Below are 15,045 nucleotides of genomic sequence, written 5' to 3' on the forward strand. Positions count from 1 at the left end.
TTCTACGACATCCTCTTCCTGGGCGAGCTGCCGGATGGCCGACGGGTCGAGGCGGTAGTCACGGGCGACCGCGATCCGGGCTATGGCTCGACCAGCAAGATGATCGCCGAAAGCGCTCTCTGCCTCGCGCGCGACGTGCAGGGCGAGGGCGGCGCCTGGACACCGGGCGCGATGATGGGTCCGGCGTTGCGTAAGCGTCTAAAGGAGCGCGCCGGCCTCACCTTCAGCGCGCGTTGAGGTAACGCTCCGAACTGCAGCGGCGTGGTGGATTACGTTCGTCACCAACGAAAGCGCGGCTTGGCGTGCGCCAGCCTCAAATCCGGTTCAATGGCCGCTTCCGGCCCGTTTGAGATATCCCCTCTGGCTCTGAGAATGTCCAATTGTCGGGACAGCGACGAGCTCCATCGCAAGGTTGCACGATGAAGAAGGTAATCAACTCAGCACTGTCGCGCCGCCACTTTTTGCGGCTCACGTCAATGGCCACGGCGTCAGCTCTGACTCCAACGGTGTTGTGGGCCGAGCAGCAAGAAGCAGCGGATTCGGCCACATCCCAGGTCGTGCCCGCACGCATCGCCACGTTCGAGGAGGTATGGCGCACCGTGCGAGACCGGTTCTACGATCCGCACCTACACGGGCTCGATTGGTCGGCGGTCCGGGACCATTACTTGCCGGACGCCACGCGGGCGAGTTCCGAAGAGGCGCTGGCCGGCGTCATTAATAGCATGCTCTCTGAGCTGCATGCTTCGCACACCCGCTACTACACACCGTACGAACCAGAGTACTACCAGCTTTCCGATATCTTTGCTGGTGCGTTAAGGCGGCGCCGACTGGAACGCGCTTTTCCGAGTGGCCGTATCTCCTATCCCGGCATTGGCGTCCTCTCGCGTCTCGACATGCAGGGCCACAGCGCGATTACCGGTGTTATAGAAGGCACGCCGGCCCAACAAGCCGGCCTGCTCGCTGGCGATGTGATTGTCTTCGCCGACGGTGCACCGTTTCAGCCGGTCCAGTCATTCCGTGGCAAGGTCGGCAAGGAGGTTGTGCTGGGGCTGCGTCGTACCGGCGCGTTTATGCAAATATCGGTTACTCCGGTCGAAATTGAGCCCAACAAAATGTTCTTGGACGGCTTGAAGGCCAGCGCCCGTATAATACCGGCCAACGGCCGAAGCATCGGCTATGTTCATGTCTGGTGCTACGCTGGCTCCGTGTATCAGCGGACGCTCGAGCATCTTCTATCGCACAGTCCCTTGAACGGCGCCGACGCGCTGATCTGGGACTTGCGCGACGGCTGGGGCGGCGCGATCCCCGGGTATCTTGATTTGTTCAACACGCGAGCGCCGACGACGCAGGTCACTGATCGCAATGGCGCCAGCGAACTCGACAACGTGAAGTGGCGCAAGCCTGTCGCCATGCTTGTCAACGGTGGCACCCGCAGCGGCAAGGAGATCCTTGCCTATGGCTTCAAAAAATATCGGCTTGGCGAGGTCATCGGTAGCCGGACCGAGGGAGCTGTCCTCGCTGCGACGGCATTTCTCATTGAGGGCGGCCTGCTGTTGCTCGCGGTCGGAGACGTGCAGGTCGACGGCGAGCGGCTGGAAGGCGTTGGCGTGGCACCCACGATCGAGGTCCAAGCTGACCCGGCCTCCGATCCTCAACTCAATCGTGCAATCGCAGTCCTATCCGTGGCCTGATCCTCGGGAGGCAGCCCTGCTAGCTCTGACCCTGATCCGCGAGGATCGGACGCCACAAGTGAAATGCTGCGTTTCTTGCTGGGGCATTCGCTCCCACGGCAGCCAGGTTAGAGTTAGTCCGCTCGTGGGCCCCTCTGAGACGTTCGGGGCCAGCCGAATGTCCGGTTTGCGCGGCGGGTTCAACTGATGGCCTCAACACATTCTGCGAACCTCTCAGCTGGGGTCTGATAGAGCAAGGCCTTTCGCGGCCTTTCATTGAGCTGTCTTGCGATCGCGCTGAGCTTGGCCTGGCTGTACAGGGACAGATCGGTGCCACGAGGAAGATATTGACGCAGCAATCTGTTGGTGTTTTCGTTTGACCCGCGCTGCCGGGGACAGCGAGGATCACAGAAGTAGACGTCGACCTCGGTGGCCAATGTCAGGCGCTGATGATCGGCGAGCTCTATTGGGCAAGCTTCGGCAGGCACATGGATGCGATGCGCGGCATGTTGGAAGACATGAACCGGCAATCAAGCGGGCGTTAGATTGCCGTTCACCCGTGCGTGAAGTCGCCAGGCTTCAATCCGAGCGCTTTCACAGCGGCCTCCGGAAGCGGTCCCCACGCTTCCACCTTTTCGTTCGGGGCCATCATCGCAGCGATAATCGCCGCGGCGGTTTCCGGATCCCTTTCCGCCACGAAATAGACCGAGCGAACGGGTGGACCGCCGCCTAACGGCTGAGTTGTTACCAGGACAACCTGACCATTTGCCATGCTTCAATATAACACCGCCGCAGTGCCGCTTCCATGATCGCGTAACCCCGCAGGGCGGCAATGGCGCACACCAAGTCAAACGCGCCATGGTCTTGCATCGTCCTGGCGTCACCACCAAATGGCACAGTCATGGGAGGCACAATCGCTCGAGGAGCGAGAACGTGGCCAGCAAAAAACTGCCAACCCAGGGTCTCCCGGTGATCGCCCGCTTCGAGGTATGCCACCGCAATTACCTCGCGCCAGACGGCTCCATCGACCGCCCGCTCCCTGCCTTCGCCTCCGATGCCAACCTGCTTGCAGCGCTTTACCGGTCGATGGTGCTCCTGCGCCTGTTCGACCGGAAGGCTGTTGCATTGCAGCGCACCGGGCGGCTCGGAACCTATGCCGTTTCGCTCGGCCAGGAGGCGGTATCGGTCGGAGTAGCCAGTGCGATGCGAGATGAAGACGTACTGCTGCCCTCCTATCGCGACAACGGCGCGCTGCTTTGGCGTGGCGTCAAACTGGAGGAGATCCTGCTGTTCTGGGGCGGCGAGGCTACGACACGGTCATCCCTATGGCGCGGCTTGAGCAACACAACATGCCTTCGGTCGGGCGCATCGTGACCTCAGCCCGAAAGGCGTGCCAGTTCAACTGAACTGCAACGGACCTTGCCCCATGCGCCACTTCATGTTGCCGGATCTTGGAGAAGGCCTTGAAGAGGCGGAGATCGTCACCTGGTACGTCAACGAAGGCGATCATGTTGTCACCGATCAGCCGCTCGTTTCGGTGGAGACCGACAAGGCGGTCGTCGAGATACCGTCGCCGTCGAGCGGACGTATCGCACGCCTGTTCGGCGCCAAGGGAGATATCGTGAGGGTCGGCGCGCCGCTCGTCGAGTTTTCCGAGGGCGCCGAGCAGGACACCGGCACAATTGTCGGCGAGCTTGGCAGCGACGAACATCCACCGGCGGGGATCGCGACCGGCCGGACAGGTGTTTCCCGCGGTGCGCACACTGGCGCGCAAGCTCGACGTCGATCTTCGACTCGTTGAGGGGACCGGCCCCGGCGGCAGCATCACTCGCGCCGATGTCGAACGGGCGGCGAAGCGTATGTCGCAGACCGGCCCTGCCGAACCGCTGCGCGGTTTGCGCCGCGCGATGGCCCAACGCATGACGGCGGCCCATGCCGAAATCGTCCCCGCCACAGTGACGGATGAAGCCGACATCGACGATTGGCGACAGGGCGAGGACGTGACAATCCGGCTGGTGCGCGCCATCGCTTCTGCCTGCAAAGCAGAGCCCGCGCTCAACGCCTGGTATCATTCCGGCAGTGGAGAACGGTGCCTGATCGGGCGCGTCGATCCGGCATCGCCGTCGATACGGAAGGCGGCCTCATCGTTCCCGTGCTGCGCAACATAGCGGAGCGGAGCGTCCCGGACCTGCGGAGCGGACTAGACCGGTTGCGGGCCGACGCGATCGCCCGCTCGAACCCTCCGGAAGAGCTGCGCGGCGCGACGATCACGTTGTCGAATTTCGGGATGATCGGAGGCCGGTTTGCCAATCTGGTAATCGTGCCGCCGCAAGCGGCAATCGTGGGTGCCGGCCGGATTTCGGAGCGGGCGGTCGCGCATCACGGCCAGCCCGCAGTGAGGCGCATGCTGCCGCTGTCGCTCACCTTTGACCACCGCGTGGTGACGGGCGGTGAGGCCGCTCGCTGCCGCTGATGAATGCCGTCGTCGACAAGTTGGAGTCCACCCTACTCCAGAGGTTCAAACACCAATCCTTGAGAAGCAGCGTCAGCACTCCTGTAAGGATTCAAAATAACGAAAAACCTGTCGGATCACCGGAGTTGCCTGATGCCCGGTGAAGGGACGACACGTTTCCAGTTCCGACAATTGAGATTGTTTCGTCAGCACTCGACGAACTCCCCTGCGCTCCGAAATTGATGTCGTGCACGTCGCTGGGGCGGCCTTATCCACTTCAGGAGGCCTTCTCACATAGGCTGTGATGAGATTTTTCTTGATCTCCCGGTGCACACGTCGTGCACACACCGCCTTCTAACCGATTGAAATACTTTAACTCTCGTTCCAATCCATCATCGGAGCCACAGAAAATTTTCAGTCTAAGTCATTCATTTTACGAAGATATCTTCGTTCCTATCGATCCTCTGCGTTGTCGGACCGATTGAGAAATCTGGTTTGACCAAGCTTCCACTGTTTGCCTCTTCTAGGACCACACGTGTATGAATTGGAAGCGGAAATCGCTTCTTCGGATTATCAGTTTTTGCGTGCCATAAAATATCAGATCACGCGCCCGTTGCGGGCGAGCCAGCGGCCTGTCGTGATTGCGGCGTGCCGGCACGGTCGACGAAGAGGTCGGTGAGCCCAGCCCCGAGCCACATGCCGCCGAGCACGAGCCAGGCGGTGAGTGCGAATACCGAGGCGCCGGTCACGCCCGCGCCGACCGCGCAGCCGCCGGCGAGCATCGCGCCGAAACCCATCAGCACCGCGCCGAGCAGATAGCGCCGCATGCCGAGCCCGTCGAAAAACCCCTCGAGCTTCAGCTCATGCGCGCTTGCCGCGGCGACGAACGAGCCAAGGAACACGCCGGGAATGATGCCGAGGTCGAAGCCGAGCCGGAGCTGCGAGCTGTTCAAGACCAGCATCAGCAATTCGGCCGACGGTCCGCTGAAGGTGAGGCTTTTCAGCGTCACCGGTGCGAAGGAGGCCTGCAACAGCTGGTAGGTGAAGAGCCACCCGGCGACGACGGCCACGCCCGTCGCCAGCGCGGCGAGGATCAGCCGGCGCGGCAAATGGCTGCGAAAAGCGAAGGCGAGCCCCGCGATCAGCCAGAGTCCACCGAAAGCGAGCTTCTCGGGCGTGCCGCCGCCGAACACCACCATGATGTCGCGCGACGGCCCGCCGTCGACAAGCCACAGGTTGGTCACCCACTCGCGCGCGGGCGACGCCAGGCCGCGATAGGAAGCCTGCGCCGTCACCGCAAACACCAGGCCCGACAGCAGCGCCCTGAGATTGCCGTTGGCCGAGAGGACGAGCAGCCGGCTGGCACAGCCGCGGGCCAGGATCATGCCGCAGCCGAACATCATGCCGCCCACGAGCGCACCGGAGATGCTGCCCTGCTGCGCGAGCTGGCGCGCCTCGGAGATGTCGAGCAGACCGAGCGCGACAAAAGCCTGCGTGCCCACCAGCGCCGCGGCAAAGGTCAGGAGCCAGACCGCAAGGCGCGGGCCGCCTTCGCCGCGGGAGAACTCGACGGCCGCGGCGCGCAGGCAGAACCGGCTGCGCTGGGCGAAGAATCCAAAGACGCCGCCAACCAGGAGGCCGCCGAGCCACGACAGGCGGTCTTCCCCCAGGAGATCGATGAGTATCGTCAGCACGGCCGCCTCAGTGTTCCTTTGAGGCCTGCCACTCTATCGCTCGCTGCAGCTGCGCCATATGAGCCAAATCAAGGCTCGGCCGCATCGGCGCCACGCCTGCTCAGGGCCGCAGATAGGCATATCCCTGCTGTTGCAGCTCGGCGAGCCGCACCACGCCGCCCTTCTCGGCTACCACGAAGCCGGGCGTGAGGTCGTCGAGCTTGACCCCCTGCGCCTTCATGGTGTTGGCGGAGGCATCAAATCCGACGCCGGCGTCGGCGAGCTTCTTCATCGTCGCAACGATGTGATCTTCGGCGGCGAGCGCGTGGAAGGCGCGAAGCGCCGGCCCATGCACGACCAGCCTGATATCGGCCTTGCCGGGGCCACCAACGCCATCGACATGGTTCTGGAGGTTGCCCAGAACGAAGACGACGCGATCGGCATCGGCGAGGTGATAGACGACGCGCTGCCGCGCGGGCGTCTCGGTTGCCGCGGACGCCTGGCGCACCGCGAAGGCACCAAATAGTCCGGCAAGGCCCGCGCGAAGCATGGATCGACGCTGCATGGTCCCCTCCTATCGTGTCTGCTTGATGAACTCGGCGATGCGGTCGGCGACGTCTTCCGCAAACAGATCGCGGAAGAAATGATCGGCATCCTCGATCTTGTCGAGCTGCACCCTGCCCCTGCTCGCACCGGCAAGCGAAGCGAAGGCTGCTGCCACGTCGGGCACAACGGTATCCTTGGTCGCGGCGAGCACCAGCACCGGCAGATTCACGCGCGCCACCAGCGCGGCCGTATCCTGGCCGGCATCGGGACCGTAAAACGACGCAAGAGCCCGCGCGGTGACCACGGCATTGCGACAATAGATGAAGCCGGGTACGTCCATCCACTCCCCGCCGCGGCCCGCCGCGACCGCCTTGGTCGCCAGCTCCAGAAACGGCTCGAGCGGCTTGCCATAGGTCTTGGCGTAGGAGGCGCGCAAATCGGCCTCGGCTCTCGCGGTCAGCGGCGCCAGCAGCACCGCACCGGCCACTGGCGGGGTTTCGCTTGCTGCGAGATACCGCGCGACCTGGTTGCTGCCGCGCGAATGGCCGAACGCAAAGACGAGCCGGGACATGCCCCTCGCCCGCGCGACCCAGGCACCGATCTCGACAACCGCATCGTCAACGACATAGTCGTGCCGCGCCCCGCACTCATACATGCCCTTGCGGCGGTCGAGCCCCAGCGACAGCGTATGGGCGAGCGAAGCGATGCCGCGCTGCTCAAGCGCCTTCGCGACGCCCTGGACGACTTCCATGTCCTTGTGGGCGAGCGTGCCGTGGGTCATCACGACGAGCGGCGTATCCGGTCCCATCGAGGCAGGTGTGCGCAGTGTCGCGAGGGTCGTGCGGCCGCCGACCGACAGTTCGAGCTCCTGCTCGGCCGCGCCGGCGGGCGGAGCGAGAACGAGCAAGATAACCAATCCCATCAACCATCGCATCGACGGCTCTCTCCTTACGGTCGGACAATCGTCCAGCTCTTTTCCGCAAGATCCATCAGTGCGGCAACACCAACCTGGGTGACGCTGATGCCCTCGATCAGCGGCGGTCGCCTGCCTTCCTTCACCGCAAGCGTCTCCAGGGTATTGCCGCAGGCGATGAAGTTCACGTTGGGCATCGATTTCAGGAAATTCAACAGGCGCTCCTTCACCGGCGAGCGGTCGTCGAGCAGCATCTCGAGGCCGCCATTGAAGGCAACCACCACGATCTCGACGTCGTCGCCCTGCCCGGAATAATGCCGCGAGACGTTCGCCGCAACATCGAGGATGGCGCGCATCTTGGCCGGGTCGTCGTCGCTGATCTGCAGCGCGAGCCTGTGCGGGGCGGCCGCCCGGGACGGGGCGGCCAGACATGTCACGATGAAGGCGGCAGCGAACAAACTGCGAAGCAACCCACGGCGGCTCGCCCGGCGGATCACTCCACGCCCCGCGACTTTCCGTCTTTGGTATCCTCAGGGGTCACGTCGATGACGGCAGCGCGTGCGGTGATCTTCACCGGCGCGATGCAATCCTTCATGCAGGGGTCCCTCTGCCAGAACGATTTCTCGCTCGTCGCCCGATCGTCCATCACAAAGCCCTGCTCGTTCGGCATCTTGATCGTGGCAAGGTTCTTGTTGGTCAGCTCGAAATTCTGGTCGGTGACAACGTCGTTCAGGTACAGGACGTAGGCAACCAGCGCATAATACTCGTTGACCGAGAGCGACTCCGCATTGCCGTAAGGCATGGCGTGACGGACGTAGTCGAACACGGTCGAAGCGTAGGGCCAGTACGAGCCCACCGTCTTGACCGGATTGTCTGATGTCAGCGAGCCCTTGCCACCCGCCAGCACTGGCCAGCGGCCGTTACCCTCGCCGAACTCGCCGTGGCAGGTCGAGCAGTTGTCCATGAAAAGCTTTTCGCCCTGGGCGACCGTGCCCTTGCCGTCCGGCAGGCCCTGGCCGTCGGGCCGCACGTCGATATCCCAGCCGCGGATTTCGTCCGCGGTCGGCGCGCGTCCGATGTGATAGCGGGGACCGCTCTTGGCGTCCGCTTTCTGTTGCGTGAGCGCCGGTGCGCTCATCGCGCACAGGAGCAGTGCCACTGCGACGAACTTAAGCGACTTCGACATTCTCGACCTCACCATTGGCCTGCACATGCCAGGTCTGGATGCCATTGTTGTGATAGATGGAGTTGACGCCGCGGATCTTGCGCAGCTCTGCCTTGCTCGGCTGCACGTAGCCGGTCTCGTCCTGCACGCGCGATTGCAGCAGCAGCGGCTCGCCGTTCCAGTCGAACTCGTAGTAGAAGCGCGTCAGCGCCTTGTCGAGCACCGGCCCATCGAGCCGCGCCGGCCACCAGTTGCGGCCACCGTCGAGCGAGACGTCCACGCGCTTGATCTTGCCGCCGCCGCTCCATGCAAGCCCGGACACGATGGTAAAGCCCTTGCCATGCTTGATCGGCGCCTGCGGGCTCGGGCTCGTGATCACCGACTTGGCGTCCATCGCCCAGGTGAAGCGGCGCGCCTTACCGTCCGGCAACAGGTCGGTGTACTTCGACGTTTCCTCGCGGGTGTGCCAAGGCTGGTCGCCCACCTTGATGCGGCGCAGCCACTTGACCCAGAGATTGCCTTGCCAGCCCGGCACCACCAGTCGCATCGGATAGCCCTGCTCCGGGTAGAGGGCCTCCCCGTTCATCTTGTAGGCGATGATGCAGTCGTCGAGCGCCTTTTCGATTGGCAAGCTGCGATCCATCGCGGCCGCGTCGGCGCCCTCGACCAGTAGCCACTTGCCGCTCGTCTTGACGCCGGCTTCCTCCAGCAGAGTGCGCAGCGACACGCCGGTGTACTGCACGCAATGGATCATGCCGTGGGTGAACTGGCAGCCATTGAGCTGGGCTCCGCGCCACTCCATGCCCGAATTCGCCGCGCATTCCATGAAATGGATGCGGTTGACGCGCGGATAGCGCTTCAGCTCCTCCAGCGTGAGAATGAGCGGACGCTCGACCAGCCCATGGATCATCAGGCGATGATCGGCCGGATCAATCTCGGCGATGCCGCCATGATGCCGCTCGAAGCAGAGGCCGTTCGGCGTGATGATGCCTTCGAGCTCGTGCAGCGGGGTGAAGCTCACCGAGGACTCGCGCGAGGCGGTCAGCCACTCGACGTCGCGCCGGATGACATCCTTCTCGAACTTCGAAGGCTTGCCGTAGGGGCGCACGGCGACGCCCTCTCCGAGCGACCTGGTCCATTCCGGGACGTTGGGAGGTTGGTTCGCCGGATTGCCGCCGCCGGCCAAGGCGGGCTTCGCGAGCACCGACGCTGCAACGCCGGCGCCAGCGGCCAGGAAATTGCGTCGGGATTGCCGGGGACTGTCCATCTTCGACATCGCTTCTCACGCTCCAGTCACTTTGACAGCTCTGTTGGGTTCGAGGCGAACCGTCTTCTGTCGGGTCAGATAATTGGCCACAACCTCCCAGATCGGCGGCCCTTCGGTTCCTTCGTTGACGCTGGCCCAGCCAGCGACCTGATATTCCCTCGCGGGATCGATCGGCGCACCGGTCTTGAGCAGTTGCATGTCCGAGATGCGGCTGCCTTGCGGCTTCGCGATATCGATCGCATAGGACAGACCGCCGATGCGCACCATGTCGCCACCCTGCTGATAATAGGGATCGACGTTGAAGAGATTGTCGGCGACGTCCTCGATGATCTCCTTCAACCGCGAACCCGTCATGCCCATGCGATAGACCGCCGGATAGGTGATCGCGGTTGCGTTGGTGACGTCCTCGAAGGTGATGTCATGTCCAGGCAGCACGCTTGTGCCCCAGCGGAAGCCCGGCGAGAGCGCGATCTCGGCGTCGCGCTCCTGCAACAGAGCCTGGCAGATCAGGTCGTCGAAGGTGCCGTTGAAATTGCCTCGCCTGTAGAGCAGTGAATCCGTGTTGCCGAGCACCTTCGATAGCTCGGACGCGAAGGGCTTGCGTACCTCGGCGATCTTCGCGGCCATCTCGGCATCCGCCGCGATCACATCGGAGAACAGCGGAATGAGCTTGTAGCTGTAGGCCTTAACCTCGCCGGCGCGGACGTCGAGGTCAAGCCGCGACACGAACTTGCCGGACGAGCCCGACGCGATGAGCAGGGTCTTGCCGACCTTCACGGCTTCGGGCAGCGCGTCATGCGTGTGTCCGGTCAGGATGACGTCGATTCCTTTAACGCGGCTGGCAAGCTTGCGGTCGACGTCAAAGCCGTTGTGCGAGAGCAGCACGACGAGCTGCGCGCCGCCCTTGCGCGCCTTGTCGACCTGCGCCTGCACGTCCTCCTCGCGTACGCCGAAGGACCAGTTTGGAATCATCCAGCGCGGATTGGCGACGGGTGTATAGGGGAAGGCCTGACCGAGCACCGCGATCTTGACGCCGCCGCGCTCGATCATGGTCGAGGCGTCGAACGCCGCCTCGTTCCATTCGGTATCGCGGATGTTGAGGCCGAGGAACGGGAAGCCGAGCCCCTCGATCGCCTGCTTGACGCGCTCGGTGCCGTAAGTGAACTCCCAATGTCCGGTCATGGCGTCGGGCGTGAGCAGCGCCATACAGTCGATCATATCTTGGCCGCGCGTCTTCAGCGACGACCACGATCCCTGCCAGGTGTCGCCGCCGTCGAGCAGGGCGACTTTGTCGCCGCGCTCTGCACGGATCGCCTTGATCACGGTGGCGGCGCGATCGAGACCGCCGATCCGGCCATAGGTCTTGGCCAGCGCCTCGAAATCCTCCGATGTCAGGGCGTAAGCCGCCGACGAGCCTGGCCCGATGCCGAAGCGGGCGAGAAACTCTTTGCCGGTTACGTGCGGCGGAAGGCCCTTGGCGTCGCCCACGCCGAGATTGATCGACGGCTCGCGGAAGTAAAGCGGCATGAGCTGGCCGTGAATGTCGGTCACATGCACCAGCGTGACGTTGCCGAGCGGCTCGAAGGCCAGCAATTCCTTCTGGGTCAGGCGCTGCTGGGCAAACGCCCGGGTCAGGCTCGAACCGGTGCCGGTCGCCAGTGTCGCCGCTGCTGCAGCAACCTGAATGAACTCGCGACGAGAGATCATGCGCAATGCTCCTGCAGGATCATCGGTTCAATTGCGCACCGAGGGCGTCTCGACCGGCAGTCCGATGCCGCGCCAGGCGACATAGAGCTCGAGCGCGAGAAACTCGTCGGAGAGCGGCTTGAACGGCTCGGCGCGCACGTCGAACATGCAGCCTTCGAACCGCTCATGCAGCGGCACCAGGCGTTGGTCGCGCAACCGATAGGTCGGAAAGCCATTGGTCTGGCCCTGGCTGAGAAAATCGGCGCGCATGAATTTTCCGTTGTTGCGCTCATGGCACGACTCGCAGGCGAGATCGAGCTGGCCGTAGCGCGTGTAATAGATCTGCTTGCCGCGCTCGAACCAGGACGACATCGGGCCGTCGGTTTTCACCGCCGCCGGCATACCGTGTGATTGGTATCGCACGAAGGTGGTCATGTCGGTCAGTTCCTGGGACTTGAATTTCCAGGGCTCCGCCTTCATATGCTCGGTGCGGCAGATGTTGATGCGCTGCTCGATGTTGACCGGCCTCTTCAGCTTGTCGTCCCATTTCGGCGTGGCGGCGCCGACGCCCTTCATGCTCGTTTCGGCCTCGCCGTGACAGCTCATGCATGACTTACCTTTGCTGCCCTCCGCCTTCTTCCAGACGTCGGCGGCACGCTCCACTGCCAGGAAGCCGGGGTTCTCCAGGTCGTCGTCCTGCAGCGCCCGCGTTTCCTTGCTGCGGAACTGGTAGCCGGAGATGATTGTCTTGAAGACGTGTCCGCGCGGCGCGGAGACGCCTTTGCGTTCGGTCTCCTGCGCGAAAGCAGGCGTCGCAAGCGATGCGACCGCGACGATCGCAACGGCGAGTCCAACGTATCGCGAACGCATCTGCTCTCTCCCTCGAAGCTCTACGGCATTACGCCTTGAGCGCGATCTTCTCTTCGGCCGTGATCACCGAGCCGTCGTCATCGGTCCAGGAGAACTTGAAGGTCCCGGCTTCCTCCACCTTTGCATCGAACTGGATGTAAGGATTGGCCGAGATCGCCGGCTCGAGCGCGCAGGCGAAGACCGACTTGCCGTTGAATTCGCAAGCAAATCTGTTGATGATCTTGCGCGGGATGGGCTTGCCTTGCGCGTCCTTGCGCTGGCCCGATTCCATGACGTGCGAGACCAGGGTCTTGATCTGGATGACCTCGCCCTTGGCCGCTTCCTTGGGAAGCTTGATGCGTGGTTTGTCTGCCATTGTCCTCTCCTTGCGCCCTAGCCGCCGCAGCCGCCAATCGTCACCTTCACGGTCTTCTGCTCCGTGAACAGCGCGCCGTCGCTCATCTTCGCGATCGCAACCACGTTCTGCGTGGCCGCGAGCCGGATCCGGATCGAGGCCTCCGCCTTGCCCGAGAGCGGCGTGAACATCAGCGTCGCGACGCCGGCGTTCGGATTGCCGTCGGCGAGAATCATGACTTCCTTGACGTAGGATTCCGTGGTCATCGGGCTCTCGACCGTGAGCGATAGCGGCACGGTATTGCCATTCTCCGCGATCTCCGGCAGGTCGAGCGCGATCTTGCCCTTGACCGGCGGCTTGCCGCCGGTGAACTTCTCGATCCACTTCGCGGCGTCATTGCTCACTTCGGCATCGGCCGCCATCGGCATCAGGGTCAGCATGACAAAGCCGCCCCCGAGCGCGAATGCCTGCCGTCGATTGATGGCTTTCATTCCAGATCCTCCTCGCCGTCAGTTCAGCGTCTTGAGATAAGCGACCACGTCCTCGACCTGCGCGGCCGATAGAATCGACTTGCCGACGAACTCGGGGCGCACACGGCTCAAGCCGTCGTTTTTGAAGAACGCCGGCATGACCGTGTCGGTGAAGATGCGCTTGGGATCGGCGACGATGAGGCGCAACTGCGCCTCGCTGTAGCGGCCGGCGACGCCGTCGAGCGACGGGCCGAACTCGCCGTGGAATTCCTCGGACTTCAGGCTGGTGACCTGGTGGCAGGCGAGGCAATTGCCCAGCGTGCGCGTCAGGAACACCTTCTTGCCGGCATCGGGATTGCCGGGTGCGCCGGTCAGCGATTTGGGCAGAGCGTCATTGACGACGTCGAGCTTGATCGACTCCTGCGCGTGGGCGCTTCCGGCCGAAAGACATAGTGCAAACGCAGCCGCGAGCGAGCGCCGCATGTTCCCTACCCTTGATGGCGAGGTGAGCCCGCCTCGTTTGCGATGGACTCACAGTCCATCAAATTCATCTATCATGATATGTTGATGTAAGAAGCGGCGTCAAGACAAATTCGCGGAGCGGTGTCAGCTAGCCGTTTGTGGTCAGAAAATCCCGGAACGAGCCGCGCTCGTAAGCCCGCTCCCGCACGAAGCGAAACATCGCCAGGAAATGCTGCGGCTTGAGATAGCCGGGTGCCCGCGCCACCTCCCGCGCCATCGGCTCCTTTGCCTCAATGCCGTTGGACGATAGAGGAAAGAACTGGAATGTCGGGGTGAACCTGATCCCGTATTTCTGGGCCAGATCCTTCTCGGACAATTCCTGGCGATCGAAATCCGTAACCTTGCGGGAGCCGATCAGATTGAGCTGCAACACCTCGAAATTGTCGCGAATGTAGGTCGTGATCGCCGTATCGGCAAAGTTTGCCAGATGCGTCTCGCGGCAATAGGGGCAGCCGCGCAGCTCCCACATGATCGCAAGGCGCTTGCCGCTGGCGGCAGCGCCTTCGAGGTCCTCGCGCAGATCGAGGAAGCTCTGCAGAAACCAGGGCTCGTGATAGAGCCCATCTTCTCCAAGCGCCGGCTCAGCGGCCGCCTCGCCACGGCGGGCGGCAAGAGCCGCGCCCGATGCTAATGCGAGAAAGCCGCGTCGCGTCAGCCGGCTGGGCGACATCAGGGATTTGTGCCTTGGAAGGATCTTGCGCATCGGTCACTTTCATTATGATATTCAAATTCACGAATGTGACAAGGATTTCCGATCTTGCGCTGCATCATCGCCCTGTTGGCATGGCTGACTTCGAGCGCGCTCGTTCTCGGCGCGGAGGCTGGCAAACCCACGGATTTCGTATCGGTGATGGGGCCGATCATGGACAATCTGCGCAGCGCGGCAAGCTATGCGCGCACCGGAAGCTTTGCGCTGGCACAGATGGAGACGGACGCGGCGGCGGCCACGTGGAAACGGCTCGAGCCAAACGCGTCCGGCCCCCTGCCCGCTTATGCACCGGCCGCACTGGCGGAATTTCTTGGTCACGGCGGTGAACGGCTCGCGGCCGCAACGCGCGCGCTGGACGGCGGCGACAATGTCGCCGCCGCTCGCGAACTGTTTGCGCTGCGCCGGTCGTATCATGAACTCAGGCGTCGTTCGGGCCTCTACGATCTCGGCGACTGCATATTCGAGATCGCACCAGCCATGGAAAAGCTACGGGCGGCGGCCACGCGGTATGGCGAGCAGCCGGCGCAGGAATACGCCGAGGAGACCGTTGCCGCGGCAAGCGCATTCCGCGATCGTCTGCAGCGCTGCAACGAATGGGCAAGCAGCGAGATCGCCGGACAAGGCGAGTTCCGCCGCCTCATCGACGGCGCGATCGCGAGCAGTGGCGAGATCGCCCATGCAGCGATGGCCGGCGACGGGCCGCTTGTGCATCGTTACCTGATCGAACTGCAGTCCTATGCCCAACTGCTTGATTTCCGCTATGGCTAG

General features: G+C 63.3%; 18 protein-coding genes and 2 pseudogenes. 7 read left to right on the forward strand and 13 right to left on the reverse strand.

Features of this window, described 5'->3' with window-relative positions:
• Positions 1-237 (forward strand): annotated as a pseudogene (locus tag GWG65_RS27455) (saccharopine dehydrogenase); the annotation flags it as partial.
• Between the two features lie 182 nt (positions 238-419).
• Positions 420-1,691, forward strand: coding sequence for a S41 family peptidase (locus GWG65_RS27460; protein ID WP_275198689.1), 1,272 nt, complete (start codon positions 420-422; stop codon positions 1,689-1,691).
• 179 nt (positions 1,692-1,870) lie between these two features.
• On the opposite strand, the pseudogene GWG65_RS27465 reads toward GWG65_RS27460, so the two are convergent.
• Positions 1,871-2,134, reverse strand: a pseudogene (locus GWG65_RS27465) (IS30 family transposase); the annotation flags it as partial.
• A gap of 469 nt (positions 2,135-2,603) precedes the next feature.
• Between GWG65_RS27465 and GWG65_RS27470 the strand changes: the two are divergent.
• Genes GWG65_RS27470 through GWG65_RS27485 form a run of 4 tightly spaced genes read left to right on the forward strand, consistent with a single transcriptional unit; the run spans position 2,604 to position 4,143 of the window.
• Entirely contained in the window at positions 2,604-3,044 is a 441-nt protein-coding gene (locus GWG65_RS27470) for a thiamine pyrophosphate-dependent enzyme (RefSeq protein WP_275198690.1), read from the forward strand.
• 52 nt (positions 3,045-3,096) lie between these two features.
• Positions 3,097-3,471: a biotin/lipoyl-containing protein gene (locus GWG65_RS27475; protein ID WP_275198691.1), complete on the forward strand. Its 375-nt coding sequence runs from the start codon at positions 3,097-3,099 to the stop codon at positions 3,469-3,471.
• On the forward strand, positions 3,425-3,838 hold the full coding sequence (locus GWG65_RS27480) for an E3 binding domain-containing protein (RefSeq protein WP_275198692.1): 414 nt from the start codon (positions 3,425-3,427) through the stop codon (positions 3,836-3,838). The genes GWG65_RS27475 and GWG65_RS27480 overlap by 47 nt, the downstream gene beginning before the upstream one ends.
• Positions 3,823-4,143 carry a 2-oxo acid dehydrogenase subunit E2 gene (locus GWG65_RS27485; protein WP_275198693.1) on the forward strand — a complete coding sequence of 107 codons (321 nt, stop codon included), beginning with the start codon at positions 3,823-3,825 and terminating at the stop codon, positions 4,141-4,143. Before GWG65_RS27480 ends, GWG65_RS27485 begins: the two co-directional genes overlap by 16 nt.
• 581 nt (positions 4,144-4,724) lie before the next feature.
• Here GWG65_RS27485 and GWG65_RS27490 read toward each other — a convergent pair.
• The 12 genes from GWG65_RS27490 to GWG65_RS27545 form a co-directional block, all read right to left on the reverse strand.
• Positions 4,725-5,816, reverse strand: coding sequence for a YeeE/YedE family protein (locus GWG65_RS27490; protein WP_275198694.1), 1,092 nt, complete (start codon positions 5,814-5,816; stop codon positions 4,725-4,727).
• Positions 5,817-5,916: 100 nt separating this feature from the next.
• Positions 5,917-6,360, reverse strand: coding sequence for a DsrE family protein (locus GWG65_RS27495; protein ID WP_275198695.1), 444 nt, complete (start codon positions 6,358-6,360; stop codon positions 5,917-5,919).
• Between the two features lie 9 nt (positions 6,361-6,369).
• Positions 6,370-7,275 carry an alpha/beta fold hydrolase gene (locus tag GWG65_RS27500; RefSeq protein ID WP_275198696.1) on the reverse strand — a complete coding sequence of 302 codons (906 nt, stop codon included), beginning with the start codon at positions 7,273-7,275 and terminating at the stop codon, positions 6,370-6,372.
• A 14-nt stretch (positions 7,276-7,289) separates the two neighbouring features.
• The gene (locus tag GWG65_RS27505; protein ID WP_275198697.1) at positions 7,290-7,724 is read right to left on the reverse strand and encodes a DsrE family protein; all 435 of its coding nucleotides are present in this window, start codon (positions 7,722-7,724) and stop codon (positions 7,290-7,292) included.
• A 23-nt stretch (positions 7,725-7,747) separates the two neighbouring features.
• Positions 7,748-8,485 carry a cytochrome c gene (locus tag GWG65_RS27510; RefSeq protein ID WP_275198698.1) on the reverse strand — a complete coding sequence of 246 codons (738 nt, stop codon included), beginning with the start codon at positions 8,483-8,485 and terminating at the stop codon, positions 7,748-7,750.
• Complete coding sequence (soxC, locus tag GWG65_RS27515; RefSeq protein ID WP_275198699.1) at positions 8,424-9,695, reverse strand: sulfite dehydrogenase; 1,272 nt, start codon at positions 9,693-9,695, stop codon at positions 8,424-8,426. The genes GWG65_RS27510 and soxC overlap by 62 nt, the downstream gene beginning before the upstream one ends.
• A gap of 6 nt (positions 9,696-9,701) precedes the next feature.
• Positions 9,702-11,393, reverse strand: coding sequence for a thiosulfohydrolase SoxB (soxB, locus tag GWG65_RS27520; RefSeq protein WP_275198700.1), 1,692 nt, complete (start codon positions 11,391-11,393; stop codon positions 9,702-9,704).
• Between the two features lie 27 nt (positions 11,394-11,420).
• Positions 11,421-12,242 (reverse strand): sulfur oxidation c-type cytochrome SoxA, encoded by an 822-nt coding sequence (gene soxA, locus GWG65_RS27525; RefSeq protein ID WP_275198701.1) that lies wholly within the window; start codon positions 12,240-12,242, stop codon positions 11,421-11,423.
• Between the two features lie 28 nt (positions 12,243-12,270).
• On the reverse strand, positions 12,271-12,597 hold the full coding sequence (gene soxZ, locus GWG65_RS27530) for a thiosulfate oxidation carrier complex protein SoxZ (RefSeq protein ID WP_275198702.1): 327 nt from the start codon (positions 12,595-12,597) through the stop codon (positions 12,271-12,273).
• 17 nt (positions 12,598-12,614) lie between these two features.
• Positions 12,615-13,067: a thiosulfate oxidation carrier protein SoxY gene (soxY, locus tag GWG65_RS27535; protein ID WP_275198703.1), complete on the reverse strand. Its 453-nt coding sequence runs from the start codon at positions 13,065-13,067 to the stop codon at positions 12,615-12,617.
• An 18-nt stretch (positions 13,068-13,085) separates the two neighbouring features.
• Positions 13,086-13,529 carry a sulfur oxidation c-type cytochrome SoxX gene (soxX, locus tag GWG65_RS27540; protein ID WP_275198704.1) on the reverse strand — a complete coding sequence of 148 codons (444 nt, stop codon included), beginning with the start codon at positions 13,527-13,529 and terminating at the stop codon, positions 13,086-13,088.
• A gap of 127 nt (positions 13,530-13,656) precedes the next feature.
• Positions 13,657-14,271, reverse strand: coding sequence for a thioredoxin family protein (locus tag GWG65_RS27545; RefSeq protein WP_275198705.1), 615 nt, complete (start codon positions 14,269-14,271; stop codon positions 13,657-13,659).
• 54 nt (positions 14,272-14,325) lie between these two features.
• On the opposite strand from GWG65_RS27545, the gene GWG65_RS27550 reads away from it, so the two are divergent.
• Positions 14,326-15,045 (forward strand): hypothetical protein, encoded by a 720-nt coding sequence (locus GWG65_RS27550; RefSeq protein WP_275198706.1) that lies wholly within the window; start codon positions 14,326-14,328, stop codon positions 15,043-15,045.

The organism is Bradyrhizobium sp. CSA207, from assembly GCF_029051685.1.
Lineage (GTDB): Bacteria > Pseudomonadota > Alphaproteobacteria > Rhizobiales > Xanthobacteraceae > Bradyrhizobium.